The organism is Streptomyces sp. DF42 (assembly GCF_058267695.1).
In genome coordinates this window covers 3,786,125-3,800,063 of the sequence record NZ_CM177859.1, presented here as the reverse complement: position 1 = coordinate 3,800,063, position 13,939 = coordinate 3,786,125, and the positions used below count along the sequence as shown (strand labels likewise).

Sequence of the window (13,939 nt, the reverse complement as noted above, 5' to 3'; positions counted from 1 at the left end):
CACTCCTTGCCCCGTACCGACCGCCCGCCAATCTCAACGGCGCGTGAACGGCTCTCTTGAGCCGTAGGCTGACGGAACAATCGCGACCACTTCTTTTGCAAGCATCCGGAGACAACGGTGCAATTCCACGACTCGATGATCAGCCTCGTCGGCAACACCCCGCTGGTGAGGCTCAACAGCGTGACCAAGGGCATTCGGGCGACCGTCCTGGCCAAGGTCGAGTACTTCAACCCGGGCGGTTCCGTGAAGGACCGCATCGCCCTGCGCATGATCGAGGCGGCGGAGGAGAGCGGTGCGCTCAAGCCCGGCGGGACGATCGTGGAGCCGACCAGCGGAAACACCGGGGTCGGTCTGGCCATCGTGGCGCAGCAGAAGGGGTACAAGTGCATCTTCGTGTGCCCCGACAAGGTGAGCACCGACAAGATCAACGTGCTGCGGGCGTACGGGGCGGAGGTCGTGGTGTGCCCGACGGCCGTGGATCCCGAGCACCCCGACTCCTACTACAACGTCTCCGACCGGCTGGTGCGTGAGACGCCCGGCGCCTGGAAGCCCGACCAGTACTCCAACCCCAACAACCCTCTCTCCCACTACCACTCCACCGGCCCCGAACTGTGGGAGCAGACGGCGGGGAAGATCACCCACTTCGTGGCGGGCGTGGGGACCGGCGGCACCATCTCCGGGACCGGGCGGTACCTGAAGGACGCCAGTGACGGCGCGGTGCAGGTCGTCGGCGCCGACCCCGAGGGCTCCGTGTACTCCGGCGGCTCCGGGCGGCCGTATCTGGTCGAGGGCGTCGGTGAGGACTTCTGGCCGACCGCCTATGACCGGACCGTCGCCGACGAGATCGTCGCGGTGTCCGACAAGGACTCCTTCCAGATGACCCGGCGCCTGGCCAAGGAGGAGGGGCTGCTCGTCGGCGGCTCCTGCGGCATGGCGGTCGTGGCGGCCCTGCGGGTCGCCGAGCGCCTCGACGAGAACGGCGTCGTGGTCGTGCTGCTGCCGGACAGCGGACGCGGCTACCTCTCGAAGATCTTCAACGACGAGTGGATCGGTCAACATGGGTTCAGCGAGGAGCAGCCCAGCACCGAACCGACGGCAGGGATGGTCCTCGCGAAGAAGACAGAGGCAGAGACGGGCGGCATCCCGAGCTTCGTGCACATGCACCCCAACGAGACGGTGGGGGAGGCGATCAACGTGCTGCGTGAGTACGGGGTCTCTCAGATGCCAGTGGTTGCCCCCGGTGCGGGACACCCTGACGTGATGGCAGGAGAGGTGATCGGCGCCGTGGAAGAGCGGGTGCTGCTGCACGCCGTCTACGTCGACCGCACGCCCTCGGACGCGCCGCTGTCGAAGCTCATGTCGGACGCGCTGCCGGTTGTTGGTGCCGGTGAGCCGGTAGCGCGTCTGGTGTCCGCCCTTGAGGGCCGAGACGCGGCTGTGGTGCTCGTGGACGGCAAGCCTGCCGGAATCGTCACCCGCCAGGACCTCTTGGCCTTCCTCGCGACCACTAGCGCCTGATCCAGCGCGAACATCTGCGCTCGGGTCGCTGAGTGGTTGCGTCCGCCTTGAAGACGCGAGAGCGACCAGGAGTGCAGATGGCCGATCAGTCGGAGACTCCGCAGGACCGTGATGAGTGGGTTGCACGGGAAGTCTTGCTCCTGCCACAGATCACTGATGAAACGTGGCCAGAGGTCTGGGCTGTGATTGGCCCTGATGGGGCCTTGCCGGGCCTTTCGTACGCCCTCGGCAGTGAGCCGGGGGGTGTGAGGCATGCCTGACCAGACGTCCAAGATGCCAAAGGTGTTGTCAGTTCGCCGGGACGACAAGCTGAGGCGGGCCCTCAGTGGTATCGGGGAGACGGGCATGTCGGACAGTGATGCAACCAAGTGGGCTCTGACCATCGCGGCCAACATCCTTGAACTGGCGTGGAAGAACGGCCACGAAGAACTCGGTGTCATACCGGACCTCGGCCCGCTGCGCGCCGCGCGGGTGTCCTACAGGATGAAGGACCGTGTATGACGGCGGTATGACGCAGGTCAGAGGCGATGGTCGCCAGAGTGCCGGCAGATCTCTCCACGACACCGAAGCCCCGCCGCTCAAGCAAAGAGGGGCGGGGCTTCTCGTAGTCGGGTCAGACTCGCGCGGGGAACTTGTCACGTTGGCCGGCGGCGACGGATGGTGGCCGGGCGCCGGGCTTGGAGACGGGCGCCGGGCCGACTGGTCAGGCAGCGTCGAACTCTCCGACCTTCACGCCCGTCACGAAGGGCGAGAACGCGGAGGCCGGGAAGTTCAGCACCGGACCGCTCGGGTTCTTGGAGTCACGGACGGGGATCACACTGTGCGTGGTGGCAAGGTTGGTGGCGACTTCCACACAGTCGCCGCCGTTGTTGCTGTAGGAGGACTTAAACCAGCGGGGGAAGTCGGTGGTCACGGTATGCCCTTTCGTACCTGCTCGATCATGGCCACGGATGCCGCCTGGGACATCGCTTCGGCCTGTAGCTGATGGTAAGCCGTCAGCATGGGCACCACGGAGGTGCTGTCTCGGTCTAGGTTTCCTTGGGCCTGGGATTCGGCGTAGCAGATCACAGACCGGTCCGGCAACGTCAGGAGGTTGACGGGCAGGTCGAACGTACGGCGCTCCCCCATCTCGTACGGTGCCATCTGTAGAAGGGTGTTCGGCAACTTGGCGAACTCGGCCAGACGCGCCAACTGGGCATCCATGACCGCAGCCCCGCCAACGGGCCGACGGATACAGCTTTCATCCATGGTCACAAACACCATGGGCGGCCGGGGCCGCACCAGTGCCGACTGTCGCTCGGCCAGGAAAGCTACGCGTTCATCTGCTTGTTCGGGTGTGATGGCGCCCCGCTCTACGGCGCTATCGGCCAACACTCGTGCGTACTCCGGCGTCTGCAACAAGCCCGGGATGATCCCGATGTTGTAAAGCCGGATCTCTACGGCTCGACCTTCGTGCTTGACGTACTCCGGGAAGCCTTCCAGCAGGCTGCCATGCCGGATCTCGCGGTACTGAGGCTCGAACGAGTCTGCTGTACCTGCGATGCCGAGCGCCCTGTCTGCACTACGCGAGAAGCGGAGAGTCGGAGGCTTCCGACCAGTTTCAACCCCCGAAATGTGCACGCTGGAATATTCCATGCGTTCGGCGAGGTCATCTTGAGTCCAGCCGCGCGCTTCCCGCGAGCTGCGCAAACGCGCCCCGTAGGCCGCCTGGGGTGAGGCGTCCGGGTTCAACTCCTTGCGGTTCAAGGACTTTTCGCCAACCTTTCGTTCAATTCCTAGAAGTTGAATGGTTCCCAGGTGTGGACCACGCTGAACCTCCTTGGTAGTGGAAGCACTACGGAGAGGAGCAGTCGTGCCCGGCAAGAACGACACAGCCGAGTGTCAGAACCCCCCCACAGCTCCCGGTCCCCGGCACACTCCTGGCGGACGCACACGATCGGGTCGGCGAGTTTCGCGGTGAGTGGTGCGGGCTCTGGTCACTGCGCCCCGTAACGGGCGGAACCGAATGGACTGTTGCCCCTGGAGACGTGCAGCTGGCGAGTCCCGAACAGCGGTTGCGGGCCGAGACCGCCCGCGCGAATGCGCGAAGCCGGGGTGAACTCCTGTGACTACTCAGGTCCGTCGCATGTTCCGGTTCGTGCAGTGGACGTTGCGCCCCGACCAGGACGACGACGCCCCGCCGCTCACGTACGCGTTCCGGTGCCTGACCCTCAGGGACGACGACACCGAATGCAACGCAAAGTCGGCGTCGAGCACTGACCCGACCGAACCGCAGACGTGGGTGTTCGGCCACATGCGCCGGCATCCCGAGCACACCAGTTACGTGGAAGTGATCGAGCGCCCGTGGGTGATGTGGCGGGAGGGTTCGGGGTGAGCGGCAGGAGTGAGCGCGAGCGGGCACGATCGATCCTGCTGCGTCTGGAGGACCACCGGGTGCTCTATGCGCCGTATGACCTCGAAGAGGAAAATGGGTCCTGGGGATCCATTGAGGCGCTGCGTGCCTATCTCAACGAGCAGGTCGAGCAGTGCGAGTCCGAGAAATTGCGGGATCAGGTACGCGCGATGCGCGCGGCTGTGAGGCAGTGGCTGACCGATGTGGAGTCAGCACGCAAGCTTGTGGAGAGAACTTTGGGCGATGCCCCGCCCGAGGGTCGGGATCCGGTCCGATGGGCCAGGGATCGGGACCGGGTCCAATGGGCGTATGGGCTTCAGGCGCTGGGTGTGCTGCGTGGCCGGGTCGGAGTTGCTATCGCTGAGGTCGGCCGGGAGTTCGGCATCCCGATCGACGGTGACCTCGCCCAGGTCACGCCACCTGACGTCGAAGATTCGGAGCGGGGCGTCAGGTTGTCGCCGTTGTACTTCGACGAGGAGTAGCAGAGCCAGAACCTAGCGAAGCACTCCTAGTCACGCCCTCGCTGCGATGGGTGAGCGGTGTGGGGGTTCGGCTGAGCTGGGAGAGAGTTGCGCGATGGCAGAGAGCACGTCCCCGGGCGACGGGGGACACCATGCCGCCGGACCGAACCATGTCAAACAGGGGGTAGCCGTCGCCTGTAGCGCGTATCCGGGCGGCCGGCACCACCGCAAGCGCACCTCCTGCACCTCGCAGACCACCCTGACTCAGACCCGGCTGTGGGCAGTCGAGGAAGCCTGCGGCAGGGCCGCCGCTGTGAGGGCACACGCGGGCCGCGCAACTGGCGGCGATCACCCCGGATTGGAACTGTCGCTTTTGTAGGTGTTAGATGGAAATCGTCCCGAGCATGGAGACGTGCCGCAACGGCGGGCAGCCACCAGGCCGCGATGGCCTGGGTAACGGGAAGATCCGGTGCGTGACGAGCCGGCGCCGACGACGCAGCGCGCTCTTGGCCAAAAGTCCATGTCTGAGCCTTCGCATGAGGAGTACCGTCATGCCTGCTCCCAGCCCGGTCGTCCTTGAGCCTGCAGCAGCGGATGTTGCTGAGGCGTTCTCGAAACCGCCGTTCTTGTACGAGATGGCGCCAGCCGATGCCCGGAAGATCCTCACAGACGCGCAGTCCGCCCCGGTCAGTAAACTCCCGGTCGACGAAGAGTGGATCACGGTCCCCGCCCAGGTGGGAGACGTCCGGGTACGCATCATCAGGCCGCAGGGCGCCACTGGCATGCTGCCGGTCATTGTGTACATGCACGGTGGAGGCTGGATCCTCGGAAACGCCGAAACCCACGACCGGCTCGTGCGCGAACTCGCTGTCGGCGCCCGCGCGGCGCTCGCATTCGTGGAGTACCCGAACGCGCCGGAGGCCCACTACCCGATCGCGATTGAACAGGGCTACGCGACCGCTCAGTGGATCACCCGAGAGGGGGCATCCAAGGGCCTGGACGCCAGCCGCATGGCGGTGGTCGGCGAATCGGTGGGCGGCAATATGGCGGCCGCCCTGGCGCTGATGGCCAAGGAACGCGGCGACGTCACCTTCGTGCAGCAGTCGATGTACTACCCGGTCACCGACGCGGCGATGGACACCGCGTCATACGAGCAGTTCGCCACCGGCTACTACCTCACCCGCAACGCGATGGAGTGGTTCTGGGACGCCTATACCACCGATCCGGCACAGCGCGCCGAGATCACGGCGTCGCCGAACCAGGCCAGTACCGAGCAGGTGACTGCGCTGCCGCCCACTTATCTGTGCGTCGACGAGGCCGATGTGCTGCGCGACGAGGGAGAAGCCTACGCTGCCAAGCTCCGCTCGGCGGGCGTCCCCGTGACAGCCGTGCGCTACGACGGCACCATCCACGACTTCATGCTGCTCAATGCCCTCAGCGAGACCCGAGCCACGCGAGCCGCTATCGGCCAGGCCACCGCTTACCTGCGTGCCGGGCTTGGAACAGGCTGAGGCGCTGCGTGCCATGGTGAGCCGCGCTGGCGTCTTTCGTGAACTCGCGTGTGAGCGGGCGGAGTTGGTGCCCGTGGTGGGGGAGTGTGGGCCTCGCTCCTGGTCGGCTCGGCGATCACGCGGTAGGCGATGTCGGCGGGCGGTGACGCCTGATGGAACGCTGCTTCTGGCATCTGAATGCCGCTCATGCGGACGGCATGGCCAGCGTGGTGTGCGGCGCGGGACTCCCTCAAAGACGGCGTCTCGCAGATGCCGATCGTGAAGCCGGGGGCCGGCCACCCGGACGTCATGGCCGCCGAGGTCGTGGGCTCCGTGGTCGAACGGGAGCTGCTCGACGCACTGTTCACCAAGCGCGCCTCCCTGGAGGACCCGCTGGAGAAGCACATGTCCGCGCCGCTGCCGCAGGTCGGTTCCGGTGAGCCGGTCGGCGACCTGATGGCCGTACTGGGCAAGGCGGACGCGGCGATCGTCCTCGTCGAGGGCAAGCCGACCGGCGTGATCAGCCGACAGGACCTGCTGGCCTTCCTCGCCAAGGGTGAGAAGTAGCGGCGAACCTGCGGTGAACGGTCCGTGTCCACGGCGAACTTGCGGTGATCAACGAGATGCGCGACTTCGTGGAAGTGGTACGAGGGCGTCACGTGCACGCAGCACACGCTTAACACGGGTCCGGCACATTAGTGGGTGTCGGCAGGGCGGGAGCGGCTCCCCGCCCCGGCCGGCACCGAACGTCCAAGGACCTCCGGAGCGGCTCCCGGACCTCCATGGACGCCCGGACGTAAGACCCGGCCTGACCTGGTCAACGTCCCTCGCGGGGACCGCCGTCGTCCCGCCCCCCGGTAACGGGGGTGCGGCGGTCCCCGCGCATACTTCTTCCACGCGTACTACGAGTGCTGTGAGCGCTGTGAGTGCTACGTCGTCGTCGTGACCCGTCCCCCAGCAGTACCGGAAGCCGCCGGCGCCGGTGTCTCGGCCGGGGCGGTCACTCCTCCCAGCGGTCGTCGTCCTTCGAGGACTTGCGGCGGGCGCCGAACAGGCCGGGGTTGGCGCGGACGGCCTGGAAGGCGTTGACGCCGACGATGCCCACCCAGGCGACGAGCAGGCCGGGCAGATGGGCGATGCCGCCGCCGATCGCGGACAGCGGGATCGCCAGGACCAGCGTGACGATGCCGAAGCCGAAGCGCTCGCTCCAGGAGTCCGTCGGCTTCGGTGACCGGGAGCCCCGGGCCACCACCATCTGCTGCTCGGCGAGCTGCCGGCGCACCCGGCGCTCGACCGCTCCGTCGATGCGCTGGTCGACCTTCTCCAGGAACGAGTCGACCAGTGCGGACTCGTACTCCTCGCCCAGTTCCCTGCGTGCCTGCAGGGTGGCGTTGAGCTCCTTCTTGACTTCGGCGTCCCGCGCGTCCATCCCCGTCTCCATTCCCGTCATGGGAATCCACGGTAGGGAACCGGGGCGCTCGCCGCACTGGGGATAGCCCCCCTGTCCGGAGTCGGGTTCGCCGCGAGCGGGCCGGTGGGCGGGTGGGCGAGCCGACGGGGTCTCTTGATCGGCTCGGCTCAGGTCACTTCGCGAGGCCGTGCTGCTTGGCGTACGCGTTCGCCACGTCCTCCGGGTCCTTCTTGTCCTTGTCCACCTGGCGGTTGAGCTCGGTGAGCTGGGCGGTGGTCAGGACGTTGCCGAGCTTGGCGAGGGCCTTGCGGACCGTGTCGTCGGACTTGCGGTCGGCGATGAGGGGCACGATGTGCTGGCTGGGGATCAGGTTCAGGGGGTCGGTCAGCACCACCCAGTCGTTGGCCTCGATGTCGGTGTCGGTGGTGAAGAGGTTCGCCACGTCCACATCGCCCTTCTTCAGGGCGCCCTTGACCAGCGGGCCGTCGGAGTCGAGCGACTTGAACTCCTTGAACTCGACGCCGTAGACGTCCTTGAGGCCGACCGTGCCCACCTGGCGCTTCTTCAGTTCGGGGGCCGCGCCGATGACCAGCCTGCCGTTCTGCTTCTTCAGGTCGGCGAGGGAGGTCAGGCCGTACTTCTTCGCCGTCCGGCGGGTGACGACGAAGGCGTCGGAGTCCTCGGCCGTCCCGTACGGCAGGATCTGGAGGCCCTTCGGCAGCGCGAGGGTGAGGGCGTTCTGCATGGCGCCCTCCTCCGCGGCCGTGGCCTTCGGGTCGAGGTAGTTGAGGAGGGCGCCCTGGTACTCGGGCAGGAGGTCGATGTCGCCGCCCCTGAGGGCGGGGATCACGATCTCGCGGGTGCCGAGGTTGGGGCGGACCTTCACCTTCACGCCGGCCTGCTGGAGAACGGCGGCGTAGAGGTAGCCAAGGACCTGGTTCTCGGTGAAGTTGGCGGTGCCGATGGTGACTCCGCCCTTGCTGGAGCCGCCACCGCCGGCCGAGCCCCCCTGACCGTCGAGGGAGGTGACGCCGCCGGCGCAGGCGGAGAGGGCGGGGACGGAGGCCGCTGCGAAGAGGCCGCCGAGGAGAGTGCGTCGGTTCATCGAGGGTCCTATGCGGTGCGGTGGCGGAAGAGGAAGCGCTGGAGGGTGCTCAGGAGCAGGTCGAGGAGTACGGCGACCGCGGCAACCAGCACCGCGCCGCCCAGCACCTGGACGAGATCGCGCTGGGCCAGGCCGTCGAAGACGTAGCGGCCCAGGCCCCCGAAGGAGACGTACGCGGCGATCGTGGCGGTGGCGACGACCTGGATGAGGGCGAGGCGCAGGCCGGTCATGATCAGGGGGAGCGCGAGCGGCAGCTCGACCTGGAACAGGACCTGGTGGCCGCGCATGCCCTGGCCGCGCGCCGCGTCCTTCACGTCGGGGTCGACGGCGGTCATGCCCGCGTAGGTGTTGGTGACGATCGCCGGGACCGCGAGGGCGACGAGGGCCACGTACACCGGCAGCATCGACAGGCCGCCGGCCAGGAAGACCAGCACGACCAGGCCGACGGTGGGCAGCGCCCGGCCGAAGGACGAGAGGTTGATCGCGAGGAACGCGCCCCTGCCGGTGTGGCCGATCAGCAGGCCCAGGGGCAGGCCGATCGCGGCCGCGATGAGGGTCGCGAGGAGCGAGTACTGGAGGTGCTCGGCCAGGCGGTGGGCGATGCCGTCGGGGCCGGTCCACTGGGCGCCGCTGGTCAGCCAGGCGCCGAGGTTCTCGAAGAGTTCGTACATCTCAGGCTCGCCGCCTCTTCCACGGGGTGAGGGCGTACTGGAGGGCCACCAGCAGGGCGTCCGCGACGACCGCGAGGAGGATCGTGAGGACCACGCCCACGATCACCGGGGTCGGGAAGTTGCGCTGGAAGCCGTCGGTGAAGAGCTGGCCGAGGCCGCCGTCGCCGATGTAGGTGGCGACCGAGACCAGGGAGATCGACATGACCGTCGCGATCCGGACGCCCGCCATGATCACGGGGAGCGCGAGCGGGAACTCGACGGTGAGGAGCGTGCGCAGGGGGCGCGTGCCCATCGCCTTTGCCGCCTCCTTGGTCTTCGCGGGGACCGAGTCCAGGCCCTCGACCGTGTTCCGCAGCAGCACGACCAGCGTGTAGACGGTCAGGCCGATGACGGTCGTGGTGCGGGTCAGGCCGCTGATCGGCAGCAGGAGCACGAAGATCGCGATCGACGGGATCGTGAACAGGATGTTCGAGAAGCCGAGCAGGAAACCGCGCAGGGGACGCACCCGGTGGGCGACCACCGCGAGCGGGAGCGAGATCAGGACGCCGAAGAGGACGGCGGTCATCGCGGCCTGCAGGTGGGAGATCGTGAGGCTGGTGAGGTCGTCGGTGTGGTCGCCTATCCACGACCAGTCGATGGTCATGCGGCCACCCGGGCTTCCGTGTGTGCCCGGCCCGCGTGCTGGTGGATGTCGTCGCGGGAGGTGACGCCGGTGAGGACGCCGTCCGTGTCGACGCGGGCGATCAGGCCGTTGGGGGAGGCGACGGACTCGTTGAGCGCCGACAGCAGGGAGTCGGTGTCCCTGAGCGGCCGTACGGGGACCTCGGTGTCCTTGCCCGCCCAGTGCAGCGGCCTGCGCGCCTGGTCGAGGACGAGGGTCCAGGCGCCGCCCTCGGGGGCCGGGCCCTGCGGGAGCGCCGCGAGGGTCTTCAGCGACAGCAGCTTGAGGCCGCGTTCGGCGCCGAGGAAGTCGGCCACGAAGTCGTCGGCGGGGCGGGCGAGGAGTTCGGTGGGGGAGGCGCACTGGACGAGGTGGCCGCCGGTTCGGAAGATCGCGATCTGGTCGCCCAGGCGCACGGCCTCGTCGACGTCGTGCGTGACGAAGACGATGGTCTTGTTCAGTTCCTTCTGCAGGCGCAGGAGCTCGTCCTGGAGCTGGGTGCGCACCACCGGGTCCACCGCGCCGAAGGGCTCGTCCATCAGCAGGACGGGAGGGTCGGCGGCCAGCGCGCGGGCCACGCCCACGCGCTGCTGCTGGCCGCCGGAGAGCTGGTGGGGGTAGCGCTTGCCGGCGTCGGCGGCGAGGCCGACGGTCTCCAGGAGTGCGGCCGCCCGGGCGCGGGCCCTGCGGCGGCCGTGGCCCAGCAGCAGCGGCACGGTGGCGATGTTGTCCAGCACCGTGCGGTGCGGGAACAGGCCCGACTGCTGGATGACGTACCCGATGGAGCGGCGCAGTTCGGCGGCGTCCTGGCTGGTGACGTCCTTGCCGCCGACCCGGATGGTCCCGGAGGTCGGCTCTATCATCCGGTTGACCATCCGCAGGGTGGTCGTCTTGCCGCAACCGGAAGATCCGACGAGGACGGTCACGCCCCCTTCCGGCATTTCCAGGGAGAGGTCGTGGACAGCTGTCGTGCCGTTGGGGAAGCGCTTGTGGACCGCATCGAACTGGATCATGAGTTGTCCCTTGCCCGGCTGTATAACGTCATGCAGAGTTCTTGGTATCTGAATAGCTTGTCAACGGTTCCGCGTTAATCCGAGGTAACAGATGCTCGGAGAGCAAGATCGGGTGCCCGGATTGAGGGAGGATTGGGGTTATATGTCGTCTCAGATCGTGGGCACGTCGCGAATGTCGTTGTCCGGGGGCGCCGGTCTCATCGTCCTCGACGGGGTCGGTCTCGGCGTCCTGGACGTCGTGCGTCTGGCCGAAGGGACCGCGCGGCCCGTCCCCGGGAGCGAGGCGACGCGGCGCGTGGAGGACTCCTGGGACGCCGCCCGCAGGATCGCCGCGACCGGACGCGTCTACGGCCGCTCCACCGGCGTCGGCGCCAACCGGAACGAGGACGTGCCCACCGAGGCGGCCGCCGAGCACGGCCTCAGACTGCTGCGCAGCCATGCCGGCGCCATCGGGGACGAGCTGCCCGCGCGGGAGGTGCGGGCGATGCTCGCCGTCCGGGCCAACCAGCTCCTCGCGGGCGGTGCGGGGCTCAGGCCCACCGTCGTCACCGCGCTGTGCGAGGCGCTGGAGAGCGGCGCCCACCCCGCAGTCAACGAGTTCGGCTCGGTCGGCACCGGCGACATCGCCGCCCTCGCCCAGGCGGCACTGGCACTCGCCGGCGAACACCCCTGGCGGGGACCGGGCGCGCCCAAGCCGCAGCAACTCGACAACAACGACGCGCTGGCCTTCATCAGCAGCAACGCCCTCACCCTCGGCCAGTCCGCCCTCGCCCTGCACGAACTGCGCGGACTCGTGCAGGCCACCCAGGTCGTCGGCGCCCTCTCCCTGCTGGCCGTCGACGGCTCGCACGAGGCGTACGCGGCCCCCGTGCACGCCGCCCGCCCGCACCGGGGTTCCAGCGAAGTCGCCCGCCGCATGCGGGAGCTGATCGGTGCGGCGGACCGGCCCACCCCGCCCCTCGGCCGGATCCAGGACCCGTACGGCTTCCGCTGCCTGCCCCAGATCCACGGACCCGCGCTGGACGCGGCGGACGCCCTGGAGGAGGTCGTGGCCATCGAGATCAACGCCGCCGCCGAGAACCCGCTGATCTCCGCCCAGGACATGGCGGCCTACCACCACGGCGGCTTCTACCAGGCCCAGCTCGCCCTCGCCCTGGACCACTTCAGGCTGGCCGTCACCCAGGTGGCCCGTCTGTCGACCTCCCGGCTGTCCTCGCTGAACGAGCCCGGCTTCACCCGCCTGCGCCCCTTCCTCGCCGACGACGTGCCCGCCTCCTCGGGCGTGATGATCCTCGAGTACGCCGCCGGGGCCGCCCTCGGCGACCTGCGGGCCTTCTCCGCCCCCGCGTCGCTCGGCCACGCTGTACTCTCCCGGGGCGTCGAGGAACAGGCCAGCTTCGCCTCGCTCGCCGCACGTCAGACGCTGCGCGCCTGTCGCGCGTTCCGACTCGTCGTCGGCTGCGAACTCGTCGCCGCCGTAAGGGCGTTGCACCAGCGCGGCCTGCGGCCCGAACCGGACCTCCCGGTGTGCCGCGCGCTGGAGCTCGCCGAGTCGGTGCTGGCCGGGGACCAGGCCGACCGGCCGCTCACGGACGACGTGACGGCGGCGGCCGCACTGCTGGACCGGTTCACGGACATCTGGAGGGGGAACGAGTCATGAGCGTGGAGGGGGACATGAGCGTGGTGGACAGTCCTGCGGGGCGGCTGCAGGCGCTCTTCGAGGGGCACCGGCTGACGCCGACCCAGCGGCGCATCGCACACAGCATGGTGCGCAGTGCCGCCGAGGTCCCGTTCCTGTCCAGCGTCGAGCTGGCCGAGCTCGCCGGGGTCAGCCAGCCGTCCGTGACCCGCTTCGCCGTCGCCCTCGGCTTCGACGGCTACCCCGCCCTGCGCAAGCACCTGCGCGAGGTCGCCCCGGCGGAACAGGCGGCGGACGCGGGCTCGTACAACGAGTACCAGCAGGCCGTGGAAGCGGAGATCGAGAACCTCAGGCACCTCGCGGAACTGCTGGCCGACCCGCGGCCGGTGCAGAAGGCCGGACGCATCCTCGCCGCCTCCCGCCCGTTGCCCGTCCTCGGACTGCGCGCCGCCGCCTCGCAGGCCTACGGCTTCGGCTACTTCGCCGCCAAGGTCCATCCGGACGTACGGCTGCTGAACGAGGGCGGCACGATGATCCACGACCGCATCGAGGCCGCCGTACGGGCCGGCGCGAGCGCCCTGCTCTGCTTCGCGCTGCCCCGGCATCCGCGCGAGGTGGTGGACACGCTGGCCTTCGCCAAGGAAGCCGGACTGACCGTGGTCACCGTCGCCGACTCCGCGTTCGCACCGGTCGCCAAGGTCTCCGATCTCCTCCTGCCCGCCGCCGTCGGCACGGGCCTCGCCTTCGACACCGCCTGCGCGCCGATGCTGCTGGGCCGCGTCCTGCTGGAGGCGATGTGCGACGACCTGCCGGACGCACAGGCCCGCCTGGAGGAGTTCGACGCACGGGCGGCGGCACGCGGCCTGTTCGTGGAGTGAGGCCTGGGGTGAGGCCTGGGGTGAGGCCGCTTTAACGCTCGTCTCACGTTGGCTCACTAACCTGCGCCGCCGAAGGCATGTGCCGTATGGCGAGGAGGCGGAACGTGGCACGTGGAGATCGCAGAGCCCAGGGACTGGTCCGGGTGGCCGTCGTCGTACGGGCCGGGGCCGCGCCCCTGTGGTGGGCCGGCGTGTTCGCGGCGGGCGTCGGGGTGCTGGTGCCGGGGATCACGGGCCGGCGCATCGGGGTCATGGCCGGAGCGGCGTTGTTCGTCGTCGCGGCGGCCGTCGTCGCCTGCGCCCGCCGCGGGCGGTACGCCGGCCTCGCCCGGTCGGCTGCCCGCGCGAGCAGGCACGACGTGCTCCAGGACCGCGCCGTCACCGTGCGCAACTGGCGCCGCGGCCACCGCTGGTGGCTGCTGCTGGCGTTCGGGGCGGCACTGGCCGGCTCGTTCGCGGTGCCGGCCGCCGGGGGGATGCTGCTCGCCGGATGCGGCACCGGGCTGCGGCTCAAGGCCGCCTGGCTCGGACGGCGCGAGCGGGACCAGGACGCGCTGCTGTGGGTGCGGGTCGACTGGCTCGCCGCCGGCGGCGGCCGCCCGGCCGGCAAGGCGGTCAGGGCGTACCGCAGCACGGGCATCGCCGCGGGCGACGCGGCCCCGGGCGGGGCGCGACGCCGCACCGCGGCGCTCGTGTGAGC

The 13,939-nt window shown here is 69.1% G+C and carries 15 protein-coding genes and 1 pseudogene; 9 read left to right on the top strand and 7 right to left on the bottom strand.

From position 1 onward, the window contains the following. The first annotated feature begins 117 nt into the window (after positions 1 to 117). Complete coding sequence (locus ACYUED_RS17235) at positions 118 to 1,518, top strand: cystathionine beta-synthase (protein WP_491293159.1); 1,401 nt, start codon at positions 118 to 120, stop codon at positions 1,516 to 1,518. A gap of 252 nt (positions 1,519 to 1,770) precedes the next feature. Continuing rightward, positions 1,771 to 2,019: a hypothetical protein gene (locus tag ACYUED_RS17230; protein WP_491293158.1), complete on the top strand. Its 249-nt coding sequence runs from the start codon at positions 1,771 to 1,773 to the stop codon at positions 2,017 to 2,019. Between the two features lie 202 nt (positions 2,020 to 2,221). Here the strand turns inward: ACYUED_RS17230 and ACYUED_RS17225 are convergent, their stop codons facing one another. Both ACYUED_RS17225 and ACYUED_RS17220 read right to left on the bottom strand, forming a co-directional pair. Next, complete coding sequence (locus tag ACYUED_RS17225; RefSeq protein WP_491293157.1) at positions 2,222 to 2,431, bottom strand: DUF397 domain-containing protein; 210 nt, start codon at positions 2,429 to 2,431, stop codon at positions 2,222 to 2,224. Then, positions 2,428 to 3,264, bottom strand: a complete 837-nt coding sequence (locus ACYUED_RS17220; RefSeq protein WP_491293156.1) for a helix-turn-helix domain-containing protein — start codon at positions 3,262 to 3,264, stop codon at positions 2,428 to 2,430. The genes ACYUED_RS17225 and ACYUED_RS17220 overlap by 4 nt, the downstream gene beginning before the upstream one ends. Before the next feature lie 358 nt (positions 3,265 to 3,622). Here ACYUED_RS17220 and ACYUED_RS17215 point away from each other — a divergent pair, with 358 nt between their 5' ends. The 4 genes and pseudogenes from ACYUED_RS17215 to ACYUED_RS17200 form a co-directional block, all read left to right on the top strand. Further along, positions 3,623 to 3,892, top strand: coding sequence for a DUF7848 domain-containing protein (locus tag ACYUED_RS17215; RefSeq protein ID WP_491293155.1), 270 nt, complete (start codon positions 3,623 to 3,625; stop codon positions 3,890 to 3,892). Next, positions 3,889 to 4,392, top strand: a complete 504-nt coding sequence (locus ACYUED_RS17210) for a DUF6650 family protein (protein ID WP_491293154.1) — start codon at positions 3,889 to 3,891, stop codon at positions 4,390 to 4,392. Before ACYUED_RS17215 ends, ACYUED_RS17210 begins: the two co-directional genes overlap by 4 nt. Before the next feature lie 530 nt (positions 4,393 to 4,922). Then, positions 4,923 to 5,882, top strand: a complete 960-nt coding sequence (locus tag ACYUED_RS17205) for an alpha/beta hydrolase (protein ID WP_491293152.1) — start codon at positions 4,923 to 4,925, stop codon at positions 5,880 to 5,882. Positions 5,883 to 6,119: 237 nt separating this feature from the next. After that, positions 6,120 to 6,428: pseudogene (locus ACYUED_RS17200) on the top strand (CBS domain-containing protein); the annotation flags it as partial. A 433-nt stretch (positions 6,429 to 6,861) separates the two neighbouring features. On the opposite strand, the gene ACYUED_RS17195 reads toward ACYUED_RS17200, so the two are convergent. The 5 genes from ACYUED_RS17195 to ACYUED_RS17175 all read right to left on the bottom strand — a co-directional run bounded on the left by ACYUED_RS17195 (position 6,862) and on the right by ACYUED_RS17175 (position 10,722). Beyond that, the gene (locus ACYUED_RS17195; protein WP_491294299.1) at positions 6,862 to 7,290 is read right to left on the bottom strand and encodes a hypothetical protein; all 429 of its coding nucleotides are present in this window, start codon (positions 7,288 to 7,290) and stop codon (positions 6,862 to 6,864) included. A gap of 154 nt (positions 7,291 to 7,444) precedes the next feature. Then, positions 7,445 to 8,377, bottom strand: coding sequence for an ABC transporter substrate-binding protein (locus tag ACYUED_RS17190; protein ID WP_491293151.1), 933 nt, complete (start codon positions 8,375 to 8,377; stop codon positions 7,445 to 7,447). An 8-nt stretch (positions 8,378 to 8,385) separates the two neighbouring features. After that, positions 8,386 to 9,048: an ABC transporter permease gene (locus tag ACYUED_RS17185; RefSeq protein ID WP_491293150.1), complete on the bottom strand. Its 663-nt coding sequence runs from the start codon at positions 9,046 to 9,048 to the stop codon at positions 8,386 to 8,388. Between the two features lies 1 nt (position 9,049). Continuing rightward, positions 9,050 to 9,691, bottom strand: coding sequence for an ABC transporter permease (locus ACYUED_RS17180; protein WP_491293149.1), 642 nt, complete (start codon positions 9,689 to 9,691; stop codon positions 9,050 to 9,052). Then, the gene (locus tag ACYUED_RS17175; RefSeq protein WP_491293148.1) at positions 9,688 to 10,722 is read right to left on the bottom strand and encodes an ABC transporter ATP-binding protein; all 1,035 of its coding nucleotides are present in this window, start codon (positions 10,720 to 10,722) and stop codon (positions 9,688 to 9,690) included. The genes ACYUED_RS17180 and ACYUED_RS17175 overlap by 4 nt, the downstream gene beginning before the upstream one ends. Positions 10,723 to 10,864: 142 nt before the next feature. On the opposite strand from ACYUED_RS17175, the gene ACYUED_RS17170 reads away from it, so the two are divergent. From ACYUED_RS17170 to ACYUED_RS17160, 3 genes are all read left to right on the top strand, one after another. Beyond that, positions 10,865 to 12,382, top strand: coding sequence for an aromatic amino acid ammonia-lyase (locus ACYUED_RS17170; RefSeq protein WP_491293147.1), 1,518 nt, complete (start codon positions 10,865 to 10,867; stop codon positions 12,380 to 12,382). Next, positions 12,379 to 13,239 carry a MurR/RpiR family transcriptional regulator gene (locus ACYUED_RS17165; RefSeq protein WP_491293146.1) on the top strand — a complete coding sequence of 287 codons (861 nt, stop codon included), beginning with the start codon at positions 12,379 to 12,381 and terminating at the stop codon, positions 13,237 to 13,239. The genes ACYUED_RS17170 and ACYUED_RS17165 overlap by 4 nt, the downstream gene beginning before the upstream one ends. A gap of 86 nt (positions 13,240 to 13,325) precedes the next feature. After that, complete coding sequence (locus ACYUED_RS17160) at positions 13,326 to 13,937, top strand: hypothetical protein (protein WP_491293145.1); 612 nt, start codon at positions 13,326 to 13,328, stop codon at positions 13,935 to 13,937. Positions 13,938 to 13,939 lie beyond the last annotated feature (2 nt).

Coding starts and splice junctions, on each gene's coding strand:
- ACYUED_RS17170 (WP_491293147.1), top strand. CDS start 10,865: ATGTCGTCTCAGATCGTGGGCACGTCGCGAATGTCGTTGTCCGGGGGC.
- ACYUED_RS17180 (WP_491293149.1), bottom strand. CDS start 9,691: ATGACCATCGACTGGTCGTGGATAGGCGACCACACCGACGACCTCACC.
- ACYUED_RS17205 (WP_491293152.1), top strand. CDS start 4,923: ATGCCTGCTCCCAGCCCGGTCGTCCTTGAGCCTGCAGCAGCGGATGTT.
- ACYUED_RS17175 (WP_491293148.1), bottom strand. CDS start 10,722: ATGATCCAGTTCGATGCGGTCCACAAGCGCTTCCCCAACGGCACGACA.
- ACYUED_RS17165 (WP_491293146.1), top strand. CDS start 12,379: ATGAGCGTGGAGGGGGACATGAGCGTGGTGGACAGTCCTGCGGGGCGG.
- ACYUED_RS17230 (WP_491293158.1), top strand. CDS start 1,771: ATGCCTGACCAGACGTCCAAGATGCCAAAGGTGTTGTCAGTTCGCCGG.
- ACYUED_RS17160 (WP_491293145.1), top strand. CDS start 13,326: ATGGCGAGGAGGCGGAACGTGGCACGTGGAGATCGCAGAGCCCAGGGA.
- ACYUED_RS17185 (WP_491293150.1), bottom strand. CDS start 9,048: ATGTACGAACTCTTCGAGAACCTCGGCGCCTGGCTGACCAGCGGCGCC.
- ACYUED_RS17195 (WP_491294299.1), bottom strand. CDS start 7,290: ATGGACGCGCGGGACGCCGAAGTCAAGAAGGAGCTCAACGCCACCCTG.
- ACYUED_RS17190 (WP_491293151.1), bottom strand. CDS start 8,377: ATGAACCGACGCACTCTCCTCGGCGGCCTCTTCGCAGCGGCCTCCGTC.